Raw genomic sequence first — 20,414 nt, 5'->3', positions numbered from 1 at the left:
TATATTGAGCGACACGACAAGGGTTCGCCTGTTACGACGGGAAAGCGCGTGTCGTTGGGACCATGGCGGTCGTGATCCAGATGACCCTTCGCCGAACGCCTCTGTCGTCCCTGCTCACCCGGTGGCGCGACCGTTCGCCGGGACTGGCCGCGGGCCTGCTCGGCGGGGCGCTCGCGGCGGGACTCGGACTCGGCTCGCTCGCCGTGCTGGTGATGGTGCTGTGGATCAGCTCGCCGTATCCGGACAGCGGGCCGGGCGGCGCCCTGCATGTCGCGGCGGGACTGTGGCTGCTCGCGCACGGCGCGGAACTGGTCCGCACGGACACGCTGTCCGGGGTCCCGGCACCGGTCGGCGTCACACCGTTGCTGCTGCTGATCCTGCCGGTGTGGCTGGTGCACCGGGCGGCGCGCGACGCGGTCGCCGACGACGAGGACCTGGCCGGCGTCTCGGGACGGGCGGCGTTCACGGGTGTCGTCCTCGGCTATCTGGCCGTCGGCACCGGGGCCGCGCTGTACGCGGCGGGCGGCGAACTGCGGCCGTCGTGGGTGTGGACCGGGGTGTGCGTGCCGCTCGTGGTGGCGACGGCGGCGGGCGCGGGCGTCTGGACGGCGTACGGCCGCCCGCGCGGCCCCGTCGACAGCGCGCTGCTCCTGCTGCCGGCGTCGGTCCGCCGGCTCGTCCTGGGCCCGGACGCCCGTCAGCGACTGGCGGCGGCGGCGCGGGCGGCGGGTGCCGGGGTCGCCCTGCTCATCGGTGGCGGTGCGCTGCTGCTGGCGTCGTCGCTGGTGTGGCACGGCGGGGCGGCACGGGCCTCCTTCCTCCAGTTGACGGAGGGCTGGTCGGGCCGGTTCGCCGTGCTGTTGCTGTGTGCCGCGCTGGTGCCGAACGCGGCCGTCTGGGCGGTGTCGTACGCCGTCGGGCCCGGGTTCGCGCTGGGCGCGGGGCATGTCGTGGGCCCGCTCTCCTCCGCACCGGCACCGCTTCTGCCGCCGTTCCCGCTGCTGGCGGCGGTGCCCGAGACGGGGCCGGGGACATGGCTCAACTGGACCGCCGGAACGGTGCCGTTGGTGGCCGGGGTGACGGTGGGGTGGTTCGTGGCGGGGGCGGCGAGCGGGGGGCGGGGGCGCAGGGGCGGACGTTCGGGCGGTGGGGGTACGGGCGGTGTCGACACGTCGGGCGCGGGGCGGAGCGGGGGAGCCGGAGCGCTGGGCGACCCTCGGACGAGGAGGGCCGCCGGGGTGCACGGCAGGGTCGGTGCGGTGCCCGGTGGAGTGCGGGCGGGCCAGGGCGCCGAGCCCTGGTCGCGAGGGCGGACGGCCGGTACCGCCGGGCTCGCCGCCGCCCTCTGCGCGGTCGCGGTCGCGGTGCTCGCCGCGCTCGCGGGCGGACCGCTCGGGGTGGCCGCGCTGGCCTGGTTCGGGCCGGTGTGGTGGCTGACCGGAGCGGCGACACTGCTGTGGACCGCGGCGACGGCGATCCCCACGGCACTGGGCCTGCGGGCCTGGCGCTGCCGCCAGCGACGAGAGCGGCGCGAGCGGCGGGACCGCGGAGCACGGCGGGCACGGGCGCCCAAGGCAGCCGCGTCGCGGGGAGAAACGCTGGCGTCTCGGGGAGATGCGTTGGCGTCTCGGGGTGAGGCGTTGGCGTCTCGGGGTGAGGGGCCGGCGTCTCGGGGTGAGGCGTTGGCGTCTCGGGGTGAGGGGCCGGCGTCTCGGGGTGAGGCGTTGGCGTCTCGGGGTGAGGGGCCGGAGGCCGGGGCGCGGGAGCCGGTGGGTTCTGCGGGCTCCGCGGGTTCTGCGGGCTTTGTGGGCTCCGCGGGTTCTGTGGGCTCCGCGGGGGCCGATTGGGCCGTGGGGGCCGCGGTGGGGCAGGAGGCGACGGCACGGACGGCGAGGCGCTGGTTCGGGCGCCGGAAGAACGCCGGCGGGGCCGCGGCCCCCAGGAACTCCGTCCCCCAGGTGTCTGTCTCCCAGGCGTCCGCCCCTCAGGCGTCCGCCCCTCAGGCGTCCACCGCCCGGGCGTCAGCCCCTCAGGCGTCCACCGCCCGGGCGTCAGCCCCTCAGGCGTCCACCGCCCGGGCGTCAGCCCCTCAGGCGTCCACCGCCCGGGCGTCAGCCCCTCAGGCGTCCGTCCCTCAGGCATCCGCCGCCCAGACGTCCACCCCCGAGACCCCCGCCCCCAAGGCCTACACCCCCGAGACCCCCGCCCCCAAGGCCTACACCCCCGAGACCCCCGCCCCCAAGGCCTACACCCCCGAGACCCCCGCCCCCAAAGCCCCCACCCCCCAGGCCCCCGCCCCCGCCCCCAAAGCCTCCCGGAACCGTTGGTTCTCCCGTAGGGCGCGTGGGGGGCGGGCGGCCGTGGTGGGGTCCTCGGCCTACGAAGTCGACGCTGACGACGGGACGTTCGAGCCGTACGACTTCCTGCCCGTCGACCCCCACCAGGCCTCGCCTCCGGGCGCCCCGGTGACCCAGCCCCCCTGGCACGACGACGACGCCTCCCGTGAAGCCCGCTGGGCGGCGCTCAGGGAGGCGTCGGACACGGAGTGAGGGTCAGCCGGTGCCCAGGATTCCGCGCAGTTCCTTGGGCAGCAGGTCGTCGCAGGACTGCTTGGCCTGGTTGGTGAGCGCGTCGTTGGTGCAGGTGTAGTAGTCGCTGTAGACGAGCTGGGCCGTGAAGCCGGCGCCGACCAGCACGATCGCCAGGGACGCGGTGACCAGGCCGCTGATCGCCGCCGTGGTCTGGGGGCGGGAGCCCGAGGTGTCCGGCGCCGGGGTGTCGGGGTCGGCGGCGCGGGGCTTGTTGCGCAGGGCGCTGACGCCCCAGTACAGGGCGAGCGCGCCGAGCAGCAGGGCCACGTACGGCCAGCTGAACAGGGCGAAGAAGAACGCCCACATGCCGCTGAGGAGCGAGTAGCGCGCCCGGCGCTGGGTGGGGTCGGTGGGGTCCCAGCGCATGCCTGTGCCGGGGCCGCCGCCGGGGCCGCCCTCCGGGCCGGAGCCGCCGGGGCGGTCGCCGAAGCCGCCGCCGGAGGAGCGGCCGGGCTGGCGGTCGCTCCACTGACTGCCCCACGGCGAGTCGGAGCCGTCGCCGCCGGAGGAGCCGTCGCCACCACCGGAGGAGTCGTCGCCCGCCGGGCGGCGCGGGCGCCACGGGCGGTCCGGGGTGCCCTCGGGCGGCGGGGCGAAGGGGTTGTCGTCCTCGGCCGGCTTCTCGGCCGGCTTCTGGTCCGACGGGGCGTCGGGAGGCGAGGCGGGGCGCTCCCGCAGCAGCACGCCGCGGTGCTCCCCTCCCTGCACCGGATGCGGGGGGAGCGTGAGGAGTCGCAGGCTGCGGTCCGGCATCAAGTGAGCGTCTTCCCCTAGGTGATACGGCTGTCTGATGTGAGCTCTCGCTTCGGAAACGCACCGCACGTCGACCACGTTCCCGAGTCGGGCCCTCCCAGACGCTACCTTCCGGCCACGCCCCCGTCCCGTGGGGGCCGTCAGGAGTGCCGGTATCGTTGCTGGCGTTCGGCCGCTTCGTAGACTTCCCCGTATCCCGGGGCGCGAAGCATTCGTACGAACGTACAGAGTGAACGTTCCCCGAGAAAGGGCCCCTCGTGGCTAAGCGCCTCGTCGTGCTGGTCTCCGGCTCCGGCACCAACCTCCAGGCGCTCCTCGACGCCATCGCGACGAGCGGTACCGAGGCATATGGCGCCGAGATCGTGGCCGTAGGAGCCGATCGCGAGGGCATCGAGGGGCTCGCCCGGGCCGAGCGGGCCGGTGTCCCCACCTTCGTGTGCAAGGTGAGGGACCACGGCACCCGCGAGGAGTGGGACGCCGCGCTCGCCGAGGCCGTCGCCGCGTACGAGCCCGACCTGGTCGTCTCCGCGGGGTTCATGAAGATCGTGGGCAAGGAGTTCCTCGCGCGCTTCGGCGGGCGGTTCGTGAACACGCACCCGGCCCTGCTGCCCAGCTTTCCCGGCGCCCACGGCGTCCGTGACGCCCTCGCGTACGGCGCCCGGGTCACCGGCTGCACCGTCCACTTCGTCGACGACGGCGTCGACACCGGGCCGATCATCGCCCAGGGCGTGGTCGAGGTCCGGGACGAGGACTACGAGGACGAAGGTGTCGCTCTGCATGAGCGCATCAAGGAAGTCGAGCGCAAGCTGCTCGTCGAGGTCGTGGGGCGGCTCGCCCGCAACGGCTATCGCATTGAGGGACGAAAGGTAGTTATCCAGTGACCGCCGAGAGCAACGCCAAGCGGGTCATTCGCCGTGCACTTGTCAGCGTCTACGACAAGACCGGTCTCGAGGAGCTCGCCCGTGGGCTGCACGAGGCCGGCGTGGAGCTCGTCTCCACCGGGTCCACCGCCGGCCGTATCGCCGCCGCCGGGGTCCCGGTCACCAAGGTCGAGGAGCTGACCGGCTTCCCCGAGTGCCTGGACGGCCGCGTCAAGACGCTGCACCCGCGCGTGCACGCCGGCATCCTCGCCGACCTGCGCCTGGAGGACCACCAGCGGCAGCTGGCCGAGCTGGGCGTCGAGCCGTTCGACCTGGTCGTCGTCAACCTGTACCCGTTCCGTGAGACCGTCGCGTCCGGCGCCTCGCCCGACGAGTGCGTCGAGCAGATCGACATCGGCGGCCCGTCGATGGTGCGCGCGGCGGCGAAGAACCACCCGTCGGTGGCCGTCGTCACCAGCCCCGCGCGGTACGCCGACGTCCTGAGCGCCGTCCAGAACGGCGGGTTCGACCTCGTCACCCGCAAGCGGCTGGCCGCCGAGGCCTTCCAGCACACGGCGTCGTACGACGTGGCCGTCGCCTCCTGGTTCGCGTCCTCCTACGCGCCCGTGGACGAGTCGCGGTTCCCCGACTTCCTCGGCGCCACCTGGGAGCGGGAGAACACCCTCCGCTACGGCGAGAACCCGCACCAGCCGGCCGCCCTGTACGTGGACGCCTCCGGTGCCGGTCTGGCCAAGGCCGAGCAGCTGCACGGCAAGGAGATGTCGTACAACAACTACACGGACACGGACGCCGCCCGCCGTGCCGCGTACGACCACGACGAGCCGGCCGTCGCGATCATCAAGCACGCCAACCCCTGCGGTATCGCGGTCGGCGCGGATGTCGCCGAGGCGCACCGCAAGGCGCACGCGTGCGACCCGCTGTCGGCGTTCGGCGGTGTGATCGCCGTGAACCGTCCGGTGTCCAAGGAGATGGCCGAGCAGGTCGCGGAGATCTTCACCGAGGTCATCGTCGCGCCGGACTACGAGGAGGGGGCCCTGGAGGCCCTCGCCAAGAAGAAGAACATCCGGGTGCTGAAGGCCGCGGGCGCCCCCGCCAACCCGGTCGAGGTCAAGCCGGTCGACGGCGGTGTCCTCCTCCAGGTCACCGACCGCCTCCAGGCGGACGGCGACGACCCGGCCAACTGGACGCTGGCGACGGGTGAGGCGCTGAGTCCTGAGGATCTCGCCGAGCTGGCCTTCGCCTGGAAGGCCTGCCGCGCGGTCAAGTCCAACGCGATCCTCCTCGCCAAGGACGGTGCCTCGGTCGGCGTCGGCATGGGCCAGGTCAACCGTGTCGACTCCGCGAAGCTGGCCGTCGAACGGGCGGGCGCCGAGCGCGCGCAGGGGGCGTACGCGGCCTCCGACGCGTTCTTCCCCTTCCCGGACGGCCTGGAGATCCTCGTCGAGGCCGGCGTCAAGGCGGTCGTCCAGCCGGGTGGTTCGGTCCGTGACGAGCTTGTCGTCGAGGCCGCGAAGAAGGCCGGCGTGACGATGTACTTCACCGGGACGCGGCACTTCTTCCACTGAGCCGCACGCGCATGACGAGGGCCCGCCGGTCGTGAACCGGCGGGCCTTTCCCGTAACCCGGCGGTCAGTCGCAGTAGTTGTGCGAGTAGGACGAGTCCCGGTAGGTGCCGCTCCCGTCCGGGAAGGTGTAACGGCCGCTGGGGCCGCGGTAGATGAAGAAGTTGTGCGCCGACCCGGTGAACTTCACCTTCACCGTGCCGTTGCTCGCCGTGCTGACCTTCGTCAGGCGGCCGGTGTACTCGCCGAGGTCGCTGTTCCAGACCCGTTGGGCGTCGAAGTTGCCGAAGGTCTTGTTGCCGACCTTGCCGTCGACCGTGAGGCCCACCGCGCCCTGGAGGTTCTTCGTGGCGTACTTGGTCTTCGCACCGAAGTGGCCGTCGATGTCGGAGAGGTCGAAGTCGTTGCCCGCGCTCTCGTTCGCGCCCATCGCCCACAGGATCCGCTGCCAGAAGCAGGTCGTGTTGGAGCTCGCGTAGGACGACGTCGACAGCGTCCCCTCGTCGCCGAAGTCGTCGAAGAGGGAGCCGGCGCCGCTGATGTAGCCGCTGGAGGCCGAGGCCGAGGCGGGGCTCGCGCCCAGGGCGAGGGTGCCGGCGGCGACGGCGGCGGTCAGGCCGGTGAGCAGTCGGTTGCGCGTTGTCCGGGTGTTCATGGTTGATCTCCCCCGTGGAGTAGGTCGGGTGGGGTGCGGTTCGAGCGAAGTGCGTGCCGTGCCTAGACCTTCTGCATCCACACGACGTAGCTGGTGGCGGTCCAACTGCTGGAGTCCCCGGGCGCCTTGGAGAAGCTGTCCACGTCACCCTTGGGGCAGGCCTGCCCCGAGTAGTCGTCGTCGTACTTGCCGTTGGAGCCGAACCACTCGATGACGACCTGGGCGCAGTAGCCGTCGGAGGCCAGGTCCTTGACCCAGCCCGAGGCGGACGTGAACGTGATCGTGCCCGCCGTCGAGCCCCAGGTCTTCGACTGGGACCAACTGGCCTGTGCGGTGAAGTCGCCGCTCGCGGCCACGAGGACCCACTCGCCCGCCGCGGGAGGCTGCGGCGAGGCCGGTTCGGCGACGGCGGGGGTGACGGATCCGGCGAGCAGCAGGGCCGGTGCGGCAGCCATCAAGGCGGCCTTGCGCAGTAACGACATGGGGCTGGCTCCTTTGTCTTTGTCCGCAGGCGTCTGTCCGGGGCGCCGGTATGCGCCACGCCTGGCTAAGGAAAGGCTCGCCTCACCCCACCTTGGGCCGCCATCCTGTTGTGGCTGAGCGCAAAAGCTGAGTTCAACGGGGGGAACTAGATGCTGCGCGTCCACTTCAGTGATGCCGACCTGGCCAGGACCCGGTTGTGCACCGACTCCGACCCGCTGTGGGACATCGCCATCAGCCTGCACCGGCTCCAGACCCGGCAGGGCCGCTGGGCGTACGCGGAGTGGCACCGCACCACCCGCCGACGGCTGCGTGAGCAGGGGCTGGAACGGGCCGTACGGAACGTGCTGATGCCGCTGTACCCGAGGGGCCGCTACTTTCCCGACTTCCTCACGCCGTTCCAGGCCTCCGAGGGGCTGGACGCCGGGCTCGAAGCCGTCCTCGCGACGGCGCCACGCCGGGTGCGGGCGGAGATCGGCGTGCTGGACCGGGTGCAGGGCGCGCCCGCGTGGGCGGGGCGGCTGGCCGAGCGGACGGCGCGGGAGGAGTTCGTACGACTGCTGCGCGCCTACCACGACGTCGCGGTCGCGCCCTACGAGGACGAGGTCCAGGCCCGTGTCGAAGCCGAGCGGGCGGCCCGGGCGCGGGCGTTCATGGACGGCGGCGTGGAGGGCATGCTGGCCGGCCTCGGGCCCTGGGCGCGCTGGGAACGGCCCGTGCTGTACGTCGACTACCACCCCGCGGTGGACCGGGATCTGCGGCTGGAAGGACGCGGGATGCTGCTCGTCCCCTCGTACTTCAACCTCCAGCGGCCGATCACCTTCGCCGACCCGGACCTGCCTCCCGTACTGGTCTGCCCGCTGGTCCACGAGCCGCCCGCGACCGCCGTGCCGGACCCGTCCGCCGCGCCGCTGACCACCCTCCTCGGCCGGGCCCGTGCCGCCACCCTGTGTGCCGTCGCCCACGGCGCCACGACCGGCGAGATCGCACGCGCCGCGGGAGTCTCCGCGTCCTCGGCCAGCCGCCATGCGACGGCCCTACGAGACGCGGGACTGATCGCCAGCACTCGGCACGGCGGGTCCGTACTGCACACCCTCACGCCCGTGGGGGCGTCGATGCTGCGGGCGGCGGCCCGGCGGACCGGGACCGGGGTTCCCTGAAGGGACGGCTCGCGGACGTTCCAAGGCGCGTCCGGGTTGTACGCATATCGCCTGACGGCCCATGACGCGCAGGTGCGCTTCCATCCCCGCAGAGCCCCGGCACCGGACCGGGGCCCGCCGACGCCGTGGGCGGACGCACCAGGGCCGTGTTCCCCTCGTACGAGAGGGACACGGCCCTTGGAGCGGAGGGGCGTCGGCGGTTCAGTACCGCGGACGCGCGAACCAGGCGGTACCGCTCGGCACCACCGGGGCGGCGGTGATGATGGCGCCGAACACCACCCACAGCAGCGGCAGGATGACCGCGGAGGCCATGCCCGTGTCGAGGCCGATGAAGAGGCCGATCAGACCGACGATCGTGCCGAGCGCGCCATAGATGACCGTGGTGATGCGGACGCCCTGGCCGCCGCGGCCGAACTTGACGCCCAGCGTGATGGACAGCGCCGCCAGCGCGAGCAGGAAGAGCGCGATGCCCGTGATGATCCCGGCCGCCGCGTCACCGATGTCGCCGATCCCGCTGAACGGGTCGTCGGAGGACGAGCTCAGGGAGTCCGCGGAGTCCGAGACGTCGTTCACGAACGCGGCGACGTACAGATAGATCAGGCCCGCGATGATCTGCACCGCCGAGATGATGTACAGGAAGACACGGGCCGTCACCAGCAGGCCCGGCATCGACTGCGGGACCATGTTGGCGCCCGGGTAGCCGGGGTACGCGGGCGCCTGCGGGTAGGCGCCGTAGGGCTGTTGGGGAGCGGCGTAGGCCTGCTGCGGCGGGATGCCGGGCTGCTGCGGGGGCTGCTGGGGGTAGCCGTAACCGGGAGCGGCCGGCGGCTGCTGGGGCGGGGGCCCGTAGGGGTTGTTCGGATCGCCGAAACTCATGGCGGTGTTCCTCCGTTTGCCGAATGTGCGGGGACGACGAGCGGCACGGTCGGAGGAAGGTTCAACAGATGCGGTTCGTCCCCCCGGTACAGCCCGCGGCACTGTGCCGACAATCGTTCTTCAGTGGCCGGTTCGTTGTCCAGCCGCATTCCCTATGTGTTGTGCAAGTGCAACAGAAGCGATCATGGCGGATACGGCGGACATCCCCCGGGGACCCGGATTGGAACCGGGGCCCGGTCATCCGCGAGGATGGGGGCATGACCGCCCAGATTCTCGATGGCAAGGCCACCGCAGCCGCGATCAAGTCCGATCTGACCGCCCGCGTGGCGGCGCTGAAGGAGAAGGGCGTCACGCCCGGCCTCGGCACCATCCTCGTCGGGACCGACCCCGGCAGCCAGAAGTACGTAGCCGGCAAGCACCGCGACTGCGCCCAGGTCGGCATCGCCTCCATCCAGCGTGAACTGCCGGAGACGGCCACGCAGGAGGAGATCGAGGCAGTCGTCCGGGAACTCAACGAGGACCCGGCCTGCACCGGTTACATCGTCCAGCTGCCGCTGCCCAAGGGCATCGACGAGAACCGCATCCTGGAGCTGATGGACCCGGACAAGGACGCCGACGGTCTGCACCCGATGAACCTCGGCCGCCTCGTCCTCAACGAGCCGGCCCCGCTGCCCTGCACCCCCAACGGCGTCCTCACCCTGCTGCGCCAGTACGGCGTGGAGATCAAGGGCGCCGAGGTCGTGGTCGTCGGCCGCGGTGTCACCATCGGCCGCCCGATGCCGCTCCTGCTCACCCGGCGCAGCGAGAACGCCACCGTGACCCAGTGCCACACCGGCACCCGTGACCTGTCGTCCCACCTCAAGCGCGCGGACATCATCGTCGCCGCCGCAGGCTCCGCCCACCTGATCCGCCCCGAGGACGTGAAGCCGGGCGCCGCCGTCCTCGACGTCGGTGTCTCGCGCAGCGCCGAGGGCAAGATCGTGGGCGACGTCCACCCCGGTGTCGCCGAGGTGGCCGGCTTCATCTCCCCGAACCCCGGCGGTGTCGGCCCGATGACCCGGGCCCAGCTCCTGGTCAACGTGGTCGAGGCGGCGGAGCGCAGTGTCGACTGATCCGGCGGAGGACGACATGGAGGTCCGGGACCCGATCAGCGCGCCCGACGCCGACGGGAAGCCGCGCCGCACGACCCGCCGCTTCCCGCTGTTCACCCGGGACACCGCGCGCCCCGAGGGCGGCGGCCGGGCCGCGCCGAGCGACGCCCCGGCGCCCGCCCGGCAGTGGCCGATCCTCGCCGTGCTGGCCACGGTCGCGGTCGGACTGCTGGTGATCGCGACCGACCAGTTCCGCGTCGGCTCGCTGCTCATCGGCGCCGGTCTGCTGGCCGGCGGGGTGCTGCGCTGGATGCTGCCGGACGTCGGCATGCTCGCGGTCCGCTCCCGGTTCACCGACATCGTCACGTACGGCGTGCTGGGCGCCGTGATCGCCCTGCTGGCGATGATGGCCCAGCCGAGCCCGTGGCTGGTCATCCCGTTCCTGAAGGACGCGCTGCACTTCACGGTCAGCAGCTGACTCCCTTCTGGATCCGGGGCCTCGCTCATGACGGCGGCCCGTCCTCTCCCCCGAGGAAGGACGGGCCGTCGTCCGCGTCAAGCCTGGTGCACGGCGAAGGCCGTGTTCAACGGCTGTCAGTGCGCTGTGCCGCGGAAGTGACCGTTCCGCTACGGTGTCCGGGCCCTGTCACAGCGGAGAGGGCAGGCGGAACCGATCACCGGCCGGGTGTCGTCCGACACCGTGGAGGTGAGTGATGGGCGCCTGGCAGTCGCTGCCGGAGGACCTGCCGCCGGAGGTGCGGCACTTCGTGGAGCAGCTGCGGCGGCTGAAGGACACGACGGGCCTCAGCCTGGCCGCGCTCGGCGCGCGCACCGCGTACAGCAAGTCCTCCTGGCACCGCTATCTCAACGCCGGCCAGCCGCCGCCCCGGCAGGCGGTGGTGGCGCTGAGCAGGATCGCCGGTGAGGATCCCGCGCGGATCAGCGTCCGCTGGGAACTCGCCATCCAGGCATGGCCCCGCTCCGCCAACCTGCCCGAACGCCCCGCCGGGGCCGAGGAGTACGAGGACGATCCCACGCTGCCGTGGTGGGAGGAGCCGCCGCCCGCGCCGCACGGTCCGCACCGGATGCTGCTGGCCGCCGTGCTCCTGCTGCTTCTGCTGGTCCTCGTCACGGTCGCCGGCGCCGTGGTGCTTGGGTGAGTCTCACACCCGAGGGGCGCGCGTTACGGGCGATGTGCACCCCATGTGTCGATGTATTGACAAGTTCGCGCATGTGCAACGAATCCGTTCGACAAGAGGGCTAGCGTGACCGATCGGGACGGTCCGGGACGTCCCGTGGCTGAAGGACTGGACCGCGGCCGGGTGGGCGTGCGACGGTGCATGCCCTCGGCCCCGATGCACCCGTGCGCCCCCACCCCGGGAACTGAGATCCTTGTCCGGCGCATCCCTGTGGGTAGGCCGGACGGGGACTCGGCAGAGGGCACCACGCACGGGGAAACGCAGCAACAGCCAGCACGACCGGGGGGAAAGAGGGGGGAAGCAATGCCTCGTTGGAGGGCCTTGCCGGATGAACTGGATCCGCAGGTCAGGGAGTTCGCCAGCCAGTTGCGGCGGCTCGTGGACCGCAGTGGACTGAGCATCGCGGCGGTGGCCGACCGCACGGGCTACAGCAAGACGTCCTGGGAGCGTTATCTCAACGGCAGACTGCTCGCGCCCAAGGGCGCGATCGTGGCACTGGCCGAGGTCACCGGCACCAATCCCATTCATCTGACCACGATGTGGGAGCTCGCCGAGCGCGCCTGGAGCCGCTCGGAGATGCGCCACGACATGACCATGGAGGCCATCCGCATCTCCCAGGCGCGCGCCGCGCTCGGGGAGTTCGGAGCGCCGCCGGCCAATGCCAAGGGCGGCAAGACCGCCCGCAAGAGCGGCAGCGCCACGGCGACGCCGGGCGTGGCCGGACCCGCGGGCGTGGCACCGACGGTGCCACCGCAGCCGGCGTCGCCGGATGTGCGGGACGCCCGGGAGACGCGGGATGTGCGGGATGTGCGGGACGCTCAGGTGTCGCAGGCCGCGCAGGGCTCGCGGGGCGAGTCGGCGCAGGGGAGCCGGGACAGCGGCGTCAACTCCTGGGGCCTCGCCGGATACTCCGGTCCCGCGCCGACGGGCGGACGCGCCCCCGACGGACCGGCCTGGTCACCGACGGCCGCGCAGACGCCGTACGGCGAACCCGCGCAGACGCCGTTCGGCGATCCCGCGCAGAGCCAGAGCCAGAGCCCGCGCCCGGCCGGCGGGTCCGGCACCGGCGCACCCGGCCCGGCCCGGCCCGGTTCCGGCGCGCCGCGGGGCAAGCGGCGGCTGACGATGTTCCTCGCGGGCGTCGTCGGCGTCCTCGTCGTCATAGCCGCGGCCTACTTCCTCACCGACGGCGGCGGTGACAAGAAGAACGAGGGCGGCAAGGCCTCGCCGAGCCCGACCGCCTCCACCCCCGCGAACCTCCCGGCCGGGGTCAAGTGCAGCGGTGACTCCTGCACGGGCAAGGACGCGGAGAGCATGGGGTGCAGCGGCGACCTGGTGACCACCGCCAAGACCGCCACCGTCGGCACCACCGTCGTGGAGGTCCGTTACAGCAAGACGTGCGGGGCCGCCTGGGGCCGTATCACCCAGGCCGTGCAGGGCGACGCGGTCGCGGTGACCGTCGGCAAGAGCAAGCAGACCGGCTCGATCACCACGGCCGGGGACACGATCGCGTACACGCCAATGGTGGCGGTGAAGGACGCGGGCGAGGCGAAGGCCTGCGTGACACTGGCGGCGGGGACGAAGGGGTGCACCCCGTAGGCGCCATGGGTTGAAAAGAATTTCGGGGCCGCAGGCATGGCCGGACGAATCGTGGGCACGCGAACCGTACCCCCACGGGAGTCCGGCCAAGTCGGTACCCCCCATACGGCGGCCGCCTCGTTCCACCTCTCCCGGACGGGCGGCCGTCGCCTTTGTTCGGGGCGGTTCTCCGGGTGGCTGCGCGGCGTTGTGGGGTTTGTGGGGTGGGCCACAGGGACCCGCGCATCCGGGATCCCGGATGCGCGATAGCCTGACCGGTGGATCTCTTGATGCCAAGAGATCGATCATTTGTACGTCCCGCACCCCGGGGGCAGGGACGCCCCACCGACAGCTGTCATACGGAGAACGCCATGACCCGCACTCCCGTGAACGTCACCGTCACCGGCGCGGCCGGCCAGATCGGTTACGCCCTGCTCTTCCGCATCGCCTCCGGCCAGCTGCTCGGCGCCGACGTGCCGGTCCGCCTGCGCCTGCTGGAGATCACTCCGGCGCTGAAGGCCGCCGAGGGCACCGCGATGGAGCTGGACGACTGCGCGTTCCCGCTCCTTCAGGGCATCGACATCACGGACGACCCGAACGTCGCCTTCGACGGCGCCAACGTCGCCCTCCTGGTCGGCGCCCGCCCGCGCACCAAGGGCATGGAGCGCGGTGACCTGCTCTCCGCCAACGGTGGCATCTTCAAGCCGCAGGGCAAGGCCATCAACGACAACGCCGCGGACGACATCAAGGTCCTCGTCGTCGGCAACCCGGCCAACACCAACGCCCTGATCGCCCAGGCCGCCGCCCCGGACGTACCGGCCGAGCGCTTCACCGCGATGACCCGCCTCGACCACAACCGCGCGCTGACCCAGCTCGCGAAGAAGACGGGCTCGACGGTCGCCGACATCAAGCGCCTGACCATCTGGGGCAACCACTCGGCCACCCAGTACCCCGACATCTTCCACGCGGAGATCGCCGGCAAGAACGCCGCCGAGGTCGTGGCCGACGAGCAGTGGCTGGCCGACACCTTCATCCCGACCGTCGCCAAGCGCGGCGCCGCGATCATCGAGGCCCGTGGCGCGTCCTCCGCCGCCTCCGCCGCCAACGCCGCCATCGACCACGTGTACACGTGGGTCAACGGCACCGCCGAGGGCGACTGGACCTCCATGGGCATCCCCTCGGACGGCTCCTACGGCGTCCCGGAGGGCCTGATCTCCTCGTTCCCCGTCACCACCAAGGACGGCAAGTACGAGATCGTCCAGGGCCTGGACATCAACGAGTTCTCCCGCGCCCGCATCGACGCCTCCGTCGCCGAGCTGGCGGAGGAGCGCGAGGCGGTTCGCGCGCTCGGCCTCATCTGAGCCGGTCTCTGTAGAGGCGGCTTCTGTCACGAGCCTGCACGGGCCCTGTTCCGGTTTCTTCCGGGGCGGGGCCCGCGCCCGTTTTCACCGCTACCGTCAAGAACGTTACCCGCCAAGGTGATTCGGGGGGTTCGCGATGAACGGCGGATGGCACGGGAACGGTTACAGCTCGGGTTCCGACGAACACGGGCCCAGCGAGGAGCGAGGCCAGGCGGCCTGGGGAGCGCAGGGGCAGCACGGTGGCGCCGCGCTGCCGCCGTGGGCGTCGGCGGAGACGCAGACGTCGTACACCCCGCCGTGGGTCACGCCCCCGCCGCAGCCCTATGCCCCACAGTTTCCGCCTCCTCCGCCTCCGGCACCGCCACCACCGTCACCGCCTCCCGGCCCGCGCCGCCTGCTGGTGGTCCTCACCGTGATGGCCGTGCTGGGCTCGGGAGTCGGTGCCGGTGTCTGGTTCCTGACCCGCGACGGCTCGGTGGGCGCCGGTGCCACCCCGGGACCGAGCGTGGTCGTCACGACGTCCGCATCGACGCCGACCCCGACTGCGCCGACCCCGACCGCGCCGGAGCCGACGCCGTCGGTGACGACCCTGGAATCCCCGCTCGCCTCGCCCACCCCCGCCCCCGGCTACCGCCTCGCCCAGGACCCCGTCGGCTACACGATCGTCGTCCCCGAGGGCTGGACCCGCAGACAGAAGCAGGGCGAGAAGGCCGCGGTGGTCTTCTACGACGCCCCGGACGACGGCCGTCAGTTGCAGATCTTCCGGCTGGTCGAGGACAGCCCCGCCGAGTCCCTGCGCCAGGCCGAGAACGACCCCGGCTTCGGGTTCGCCCGCCAGCCCGGCTACCAGGCCCTCGAACGGGACGAGGACACCACCTGGTCCGAGCTCACCTACCGCTACGACGACGAGGACAAGGGCGCCCGCCAGGTGATCGACCACCGTTTCGAGGCGGCCGACGGCACCCTCTACGCGATCCGTGCGAGCGGCCCCGAGGACCTGTCTCCCGCCCAGGTCCGCGAACCGCTCTCCATGGCGCTGGGCTCGTTCTGCCCTACGGAACAGGGGTGTGCGTAGGGGTACGGGCTGGGCCTAGAGCCGCTTCTCGAACCAGTGGGCCGCGTAGACATGATCCCCGTACGCCGGGATCTCCGTGTACCCGCACGCCCGGTACATCGCCTGCGCCTCGATGAGCGTGGCGTGCGTGTCGAGTCGTACGACGGTCAACTCCCGTTCGGCGGCGGCCTGTTCCAGCGCCGCGAGCAGACGGCGGGCCAGGCCCAGGCGGCGGGCGTCGGGGTGCACCCACACATGCTTGATCTCGCCCACGCCGGGCTCCAGCCGGCGCAGCGCCCCGCAGCCCACCGGACGGCCCTCCTCGTACGCCACGAAGAACGCGCCCGCCGCGCCGGACACCTCCGTGGGGCCGACCAGGTCGGAGGCGTCGAAACCCTCGGGGAAGCGGGCGTCGATGTCGGCGGCGTAGGCGTCCAGACAGGCGCGGGCGTCCGGGCTGTGGCCGTCCACGGGTACGACGGTGATGGCCGCGAGCCGCAACAGGCGCTGGGCGGTGGCCATGGCGCCGGTCAGCTCGGCGCGCTGGTCCGGGGTGAGGGCTTCGAGGAGGCCGGCGGCGAGGGCGTTCGCCCGCCGGTTCTGTTCCCTCAGCTCGGCCTGTCCGGCCGGGGTCGGCTCGACCACGCGCAGCCGGTTGTCGCCGGGGTGCGCGCTCAGCCGGACCAGGCCCTGCGCCTCCAGGGCCTTCGCCATCCGGCTCAGATACCCGGCGTCCAGGCCGAGACGGCCGCGCAGCTCGCGCAGGGACGCCCCGTCACCGATCTCGAACAGCAGCCGGGCCTCGCCGAGGGGGCGGTCCTGGCCGAGGTAGTGGTCGTCGAGGGCGCCGATGCGACGGGTGAAGTAGCGGTTGAACCGGCGGAGGGTCGCGATGTGGCCGGTCGACACCGGGTCCATCGACACCGGGTCCCTCGACGCCGGACCCATTGACGCTGGGTCCCTCGACGCCGGTTTCATTGACGCTGAGTCCATATTCTTTGACTTTAGTCAAAGGACTCGCTGGGGTCCAGGTCCGCGGCGGTCAGGAAGCGGCGCCCCAGCGTTTCCACGGCCTCTCGCAGTTCGGACGGCCGTACGACACGGAACGGCGCCCCGAGGGCGGTGAGCTGGGCGGCGTACCACTCCGGCTCGTCCGTCGTGGCCAGCAGACGGGTGGTGCGCGCGTCGAGCGGCTCGGGGCGGCCGAGGCTGCGCGGCAGCCACCGGGCGACGAGCTCGGCGGGGGCCTCGACGACGACCTCCACCTCGTACGACCAGCCCTCGGCGAGGTGCGCTTCGAGGGTGTCGAGCGGGTCGAGATCCTCGGGCGGGGTGAACGACCCGTCCAGGACGGCCACTTCGGTGATCCGGTCGACGCGCAGCACTCGGCGGGCGTCGGCGGTGCGCGACCAGCACAGCAGATACCAGCGGCCGTGGCGGACGACGACGGCCCAGGGGTCGACGTCCATGGGGCGTACGCCCTTCGCGCCCAGGTCATAGGCGATGCGGAGCCGGTGCCGGTCGGCGGCGGCCTGGACGAGGGCGGCCGTGGTGGCGGGGTCGGGGGTGCGGGCGGTGGTGTGCGGGCCCTTGGTGTTCACCCCGCGGACCGCCTCCGTCGGGTGCGCCACCGGTCCCGGCAGCACCCGCACGATCTTGCCGAGCGCGCTGCCCACCGGGCCGGCCGGGTCGGCCGCGTCGTGATGGCCTTCCAGCACCGCCATGACCAGGGCCAGCGCCTCCTCGGACGTGAACATCAGCGGTGGTACGCGCAGGCCGCGGCCGACGCGGTAGCCGCCGTAGGGGCCCCGCGTGGAGTCCACCGGGATACCGGCCTCGCGCAGGATGCCCACGTAGCGGCGGGCGGCCCGTTCGGAGACGCCGAGGTGGGCGGCGAGGCGGGTGGCGGTGATGCCGGGGCTGCTCTGGAGGAGGTCGAGGGTGCGCAGGGCGCGCGCGGTGGGGCTGTCGTCGTGAGCCATGGAAGGGCTTGCCGTTCCGGTCGGGGCGCGGACTCCGGGGGAGTTCCGTCGGGTCGGGGATTCCGGGGCGGGTTCCGGTCGGGTCGGGGACTCCGGGGCGGGTTCCGGTCGTGGATCGTCCGGAACGGACCGTAGCGTGATCCGTATGAGCGAGGAGATCCTTCTGGAACCGCCCGTCGCGGGCAGCGAGGCCGACACCCTGATCGGGTCCCTGGAGCGGCAGCGCAGGACGTTCGCCTGGAAGTGCGCGGATCTTGACGCGGCCGGACTGAACACCCGGCTCGCCCCTTCTACGATCACCCTGGGTGGCCTGCTCAAGCATCTGGCGCTGGTGGAGGCCGACTACTTCACCCTGCGGCTGCTGGGGGAGGACCCCGGCGCGCCCTGGAACACCGTCGACTGGGAGGCCGAGCCGGGCTGGGAGTGGCGTTCGGCCGCGGACGACAGCCCCGAGGAGCTGTACGCGCTGTGGGGGGCGGCCGTCGCCCGCTCCCGGGCCCATGTCCGCCAGGCACTCGCCGAGGGCGGCCTCGACCGGCTCGCCCACTACACGGGCCGGAACGGGGACTCGCCCAGCCTGCGGCGCATCCTCGCGGACCTGATCGAGGAGTACGCCCGCCATGTCGGGCAGGCCGATCTGATCCGGGAGTCGATCGACGGGCGGGTGGGGGAGGATCCGCCTGCCGGGTTCGTGTACTGAGCGGTCCTGGCGTCCGTCACACGTTCTGTAGTTCCTGCTGAAGCTTGTCCACGTCCACCGAATTGTCGGCGGAGGGCGTCGCCGTCGGTACCGGCTTGTCGTACTCCGTGAAGGTCAGCGTCAGGTCGGTGCCGTCGCCGCGTTGAGTGGCCTTCACCAGCCGGTGCGGGGCGTCCGAAGTGACGTACAGGACCGCCTGTTTGCCGTCCTCCATGCCCTTGAGCGGGATCACCTTCGTCCCGTCCACGGTCGTCTCGGCGCCCTTCGTCAGGGTCTTCGCCTCGTCCTCGTCGCCCGCGACCTCCTTCTGGAAGGAGGTCAGATCGCAGGTGTCGGCCATGCCCTTGAGCATGGCGTCGCGCGTGGAGCCGTGGATGTAGCGGTTCTTGAACAGCTCGGCCACCGCGTCGCCCTCGCCGCCGGGCACCTGTGCCTTCCAGAAGTCGGCGTCCGGCTTCATCCACACCTCGGCGCCCTGCTTGATGATCTCCACGCTGCCGCCGTGCGAGCCCATCGTCATGGAGCCCACACAGTTGCCGTCCCGGTCGAGGGTGAGGTCCATCGAGGTGGGCTGGGTGGTGCTCGTCCGGGTGTCGGTGCTGCGGTCCGTCAGCTTCAGATGGACGGAGTCGGCGTCGAGGAACTCGTCCTTCGCCTGATCGGCGAGTTGCCGTGCGGTCAGGTCGTCGCCGTCGTCCGCCGCCATGAGGACCGGCGAGAGCAGCAGCGCCGCCGCCATGCAGATGAGTGCCTTCCCTGCCATGCGTCACCTCCGTGGTGCGCATGTGGTGGCCGCCACACGCGGACCCTTACTCAGCGTACGATTCACCCTATTTGCCCGCATGTTCAGTGATGCGGAGCACTTTCCAGCCTCGATTGCGCATGCAACTCGGGGTCGAGGGCAGGTGGTGACGGTCCCGCTGGGTGACACGTGTGTGACTCAGGGGATCCGAACAGGAACGGAAGGCAACACCGATCATGGCCGGACAGCAGGCCCAGCAGACGATCCACGCGGGCGGCGAGTGGCGCGCAGCCCTCTCCGGCGCGACCCGCGACATCATCGACCCCGCGGACGCGCAGCCCTTCGCCGTCGTCGCCGAGGGCGACGAGAAGGACACCGACCTCGCCGTGGCCGCCGCCCGGCAGGCCTTCGACCACGGCGACTGGCCGCGCACCCCGGTCGCCGAGCGGGCCGCCCTGCTCTACCGCGTCGCCGACCTCCTCATGCGCGACCGCGAACGGCTCGGCCTGCTGGAGAGCCGCGACGCGGGCAAGACGCTGGAGGAGGGGCGCGTCGACATCGACTGTGTCGCCGACGCCTTCCGCTACTTCGCCGGGCTCATCGCCGCCGAGGCCTCCGGCCGGGTCGTCGACGCGGGCTCGCCCGACCTCCACAGTGTCGTCGTGCACGAGCCGGTGGGGGTCTGCGCCCTCATCACCCCCTGGAACTACCCGCTCCTCCAGGCCAGTTGGAAGATCGCCCCGGCGCTCGCCGCGGGGAACACCTTCGTCGTCAAGCCGAGCGAGATCACCCCGCTGACGACGATCGCGCTGATCGAGCTGCTGGTGGAGGCCGGTCTCCCGGCCGGGGTCGCCAACATCGTCACCGGGCCCGGCGCCTCCGTCGGCGCCCGGCTCGCCGAGCACCCCGACGTCGACCTCGTCTCCTTCACCGGCGGCCTCGTCAGCGGCACCAAGGTGGCCCAGGCCGCCGCCCCCTCGGTCAAGAAGGTCGCCCTGGAACTCGGCGGCAAGAACCCCAACGTCGTCTTCGCCGACGCCTGCGCCACCGAGGAGGGCTTCGACACCGCCGTCGACCAGGCCCTCAACGCGGCCTTCATCCACAGCGGCCAGGTCTGCTCGGCGGGCGCCCGCCTCATCGTCGAGGAGTCGGTCCGCGACCGCTTCGTCGCCGAACTCGCCGACCGGGCAAGCCGGATCAGGCTGGGCCGCGGCACCGACGACGGCGTCGAGTGCGGACCGCTCGTCTCCGAGCAGCAGCGGGCCAAGGTCGAGGCGTACGTCGCCTCGGCGCTGGCGGAGGGCGCGGTGCTGCGCACGGGCGGCAAGCGGCCGGAGGGGCTCGGGACGGGCTATTTCTACGCGCCGACCGTCCTCGACGCCTGCCACCGCGAGATGAAGGTCGTACGCGAGGAGGTCTTCGGCCCGGTCCTCACCGTCGAGACCTTCCGTACGGAGGACGAGGCGGTCTTCCTCGCCAACGACACCGAGTACGGCCTCGCCGGCGGTGTCTGGACCGCCGACGCCGGACGCGCCCGCCGGGTCGCCGGCCGGCTGCGCCACGGCACCGTGTGGATCAACGACTTCCACCCCTACCTCCCGCAGGCGGAGTGGGGCGGCTTCGGCAAGAGCGGCGTCGGCCGCGAGCTGGGCCCGACCGGGCTCGCCGAGTACCGCGAGAGCAAGCACATCTACCAGAACCTCGCGCCGAAGCCCGTCCGCTGGTTCGCCGGCTGAACCCCGCCCGCCC

At 72.2% G+C, this 20,414-nt stretch carries 19 protein-coding genes; 12 read left to right on the top strand and 7 right to left on the bottom strand.

What is annotated here, in order from left to right; translation table 11 throughout:
* Positions 1 to 62: 62 nt before the first annotated feature.
* Positions 63 to 2,549: a cell division protein PerM gene (locus tag OG866_RS45240; RefSeq protein ID WP_443063533.1), complete on the top strand. Its 2,487-nt coding sequence runs from the start codon at positions 63 to 65 to the stop codon at positions 2,547 to 2,549.
* 3 nt (positions 2,550 to 2,552) lie between these two features.
* Here OG866_RS45240 and OG866_RS16970 read toward each other — a convergent pair whose 3' ends face one another.
* Complete coding sequence (locus OG866_RS16970) at positions 2,553 to 3,344, bottom strand: hypothetical protein (RefSeq protein WP_329335601.1); 792 nt, start codon at positions 3,342 to 3,344, stop codon at positions 2,553 to 2,555.
* 257 nt (positions 3,345 to 3,601) lie between these two features.
* Between OG866_RS16970 and purN the strand changes: the two genes are divergently transcribed.
* Together purN and purH are read left to right on the top strand one after the other, a co-directional pair.
* A complete protein-coding gene (gene purN, locus OG866_RS16965) occupies positions 3,602 to 4,225 on the top strand; it encodes a phosphoribosylglycinamide formyltransferase (RefSeq protein WP_329335600.1) in 624 nt (207 codons plus the stop codon).
* Positions 4,222 to 5,790 carry a bifunctional phosphoribosylaminoimidazolecarboxamide formyltransferase/IMP cyclohydrolase gene (purH, locus tag OG866_RS16960; protein ID WP_329335598.1) on the top strand — a complete coding sequence of 523 codons (1,569 nt, stop codon included), beginning with the start codon at positions 4,222 to 4,224 and terminating at the stop codon, positions 5,788 to 5,790. Before purN ends, purH begins: the two co-directional genes overlap by 4 nt.
* Positions 5,791 to 5,854: 64 nt before the next feature.
* Here the strand turns inward: purH and OG866_RS16955 are convergent, their stop codons facing one another.
* Positions 5,855 to 6,442 (bottom strand): peptidoglycan-binding domain-containing protein, encoded by a 588-nt coding sequence (locus OG866_RS16955; RefSeq protein WP_329335596.1) that lies wholly within the window; start codon positions 6,440 to 6,442, stop codon positions 5,855 to 5,857.
* Between the two features lie 62 nt (positions 6,443 to 6,504).
* A complete protein-coding gene (locus OG866_RS16950) occupies positions 6,505 to 6,924 on the bottom strand; it encodes a hypothetical protein (RefSeq protein ID WP_329335594.1) in 420 nt (139 codons plus the stop codon).
* A 150-nt stretch (positions 6,925 to 7,074) separates the two neighbouring features.
* Here OG866_RS16950 and OG866_RS16945 point away from each other — a divergent pair, with 150 nt between their 5' ends.
* Positions 7,075 to 8,082, top strand: a complete 1,008-nt coding sequence (locus OG866_RS16945) for an ArsR family transcriptional regulator (protein WP_329335592.1) — start codon at positions 7,075 to 7,077, stop codon at positions 8,080 to 8,082.
* A gap of 201 nt (positions 8,083 to 8,283) precedes the next feature.
* Here OG866_RS16945 and OG866_RS16940 read toward each other — a convergent pair whose 3' ends face one another.
* Positions 8,284 to 8,958 (bottom strand): hypothetical protein, encoded by a 675-nt coding sequence (locus OG866_RS16940; protein WP_329335590.1) that lies wholly within the window; start codon positions 8,956 to 8,958, stop codon positions 8,284 to 8,286.
* Between the two features lie 257 nt (positions 8,959 to 9,215).
* Here OG866_RS16940 and OG866_RS16935 point away from each other — a divergent pair, with 257 nt between their 5' ends.
* The 6 genes from OG866_RS16935 (at position 9,216) to OG866_RS16910 (ending at position 15,262) form a co-directional block, all read left to right on the top strand.
* Positions 9,216 to 10,070, top strand: coding sequence for a bifunctional methylenetetrahydrofolate dehydrogenase/methenyltetrahydrofolate cyclohydrolase (locus OG866_RS16935; protein WP_329335588.1), 855 nt, complete (start codon positions 9,216 to 9,218; stop codon positions 10,068 to 10,070).
* Between the two features lie 16 nt (positions 10,071 to 10,086).
* Positions 10,087 to 10,527: a DUF3017 domain-containing protein gene (locus tag OG866_RS16930; protein ID WP_329344154.1), complete on the top strand. Its 441-nt coding sequence runs from the start codon at positions 10,087 to 10,089 to the stop codon at positions 10,525 to 10,527.
* A 235-nt stretch (positions 10,528 to 10,762) separates the two neighbouring features.
* Entirely contained in the window at positions 10,763 to 11,209 is a 447-nt protein-coding gene (locus OG866_RS16925; protein ID WP_329335587.1) for a helix-turn-helix domain-containing protein, read from the top strand.
* 342 nt (positions 11,210 to 11,551) lie between these two features.
* The gene (locus OG866_RS16920) at positions 11,552 to 12,847 is read left to right on the top strand and encodes a helix-turn-helix domain-containing protein (protein ID WP_329335585.1); all 1,296 of its coding nucleotides are present in this window, start codon (positions 11,552 to 11,554) and stop codon (positions 12,845 to 12,847) included.
* A gap of 350 nt (positions 12,848 to 13,197) precedes the next feature.
* On the top strand, positions 13,198 to 14,187 hold the full coding sequence (locus OG866_RS16915; RefSeq protein ID WP_329335583.1) for a malate dehydrogenase: 990 nt from the start codon (positions 13,198 to 13,200) through the stop codon (positions 14,185 to 14,187).
* A gap of 136 nt (positions 14,188 to 14,323) precedes the next feature.
* Positions 14,324 to 15,262, top strand: a complete 939-nt coding sequence (locus tag OG866_RS16910; RefSeq protein ID WP_329335582.1) for a hypothetical protein — start codon at positions 14,324 to 14,326, stop codon at positions 15,260 to 15,262.
* Positions 15,263 to 15,277: 15 nt separating this feature from the next.
* Here OG866_RS16910 and OG866_RS16905 read toward each other — a convergent pair whose 3' ends face one another.
* Positions 15,278 to 16,159: a bifunctional helix-turn-helix transcriptional regulator/GNAT family N-acetyltransferase gene (locus OG866_RS16905; protein ID WP_329335581.1), complete on the bottom strand. Its 882-nt coding sequence runs from the start codon at positions 16,157 to 16,159 to the stop codon at positions 15,278 to 15,280.
* Between the two features lie 86 nt (positions 16,160 to 16,245).
* A complete protein-coding gene (locus tag OG866_RS16900; protein WP_329335580.1) occupies positions 16,246 to 17,223 on the bottom strand; it encodes a helix-turn-helix transcriptional regulator in 978 nt (325 codons plus the stop codon).
* A 145-nt stretch (positions 17,224 to 17,368) separates the two neighbouring features.
* Between OG866_RS16900 and OG866_RS16895 the strand changes: the two genes are divergently transcribed.
* On the top strand, positions 17,369 to 17,923 hold the full coding sequence (locus OG866_RS16895; protein ID WP_329335578.1) for a DinB family protein: 555 nt from the start codon (positions 17,369 to 17,371) through the stop codon (positions 17,921 to 17,923).
* 16 nt (positions 17,924 to 17,939) lie between these two features.
* On the opposite strand, the gene OG866_RS16890 is transcribed toward OG866_RS16895, so the two are convergent.
* Positions 17,940 to 18,686 carry a hypothetical protein gene (locus tag OG866_RS16890; RefSeq protein ID WP_329335577.1) on the bottom strand — a complete coding sequence of 249 codons (747 nt, stop codon included), beginning with the start codon at positions 18,684 to 18,686 and terminating at the stop codon, positions 17,940 to 17,942.
* Between the two features lie 215 nt (positions 18,687 to 18,901).
* Between OG866_RS16890 and OG866_RS16885 the strand changes: the two genes are divergently transcribed.
* Positions 18,902 to 20,401, top strand: a complete 1,500-nt coding sequence (locus tag OG866_RS16885) for an aldehyde dehydrogenase family protein (RefSeq protein WP_329335576.1) — start codon at positions 18,902 to 18,904, stop codon at positions 20,399 to 20,401.
* Positions 20,402 to 20,414 lie beyond the last annotated feature (13 nt).

Origin of the sequence: Streptomyces sp. NBC_00663 (assembly GCF_036226885.1) — a bacterium.
Taxonomy (GTDB): Bacteria; Actinomycetota; Actinomycetes; order Streptomycetales; family Streptomycetaceae; genus Streptomyces.
Note: the sequence above shows the minus strand (reverse complement) of the source record. Positions and strands in the feature narration are given on the sequence as shown.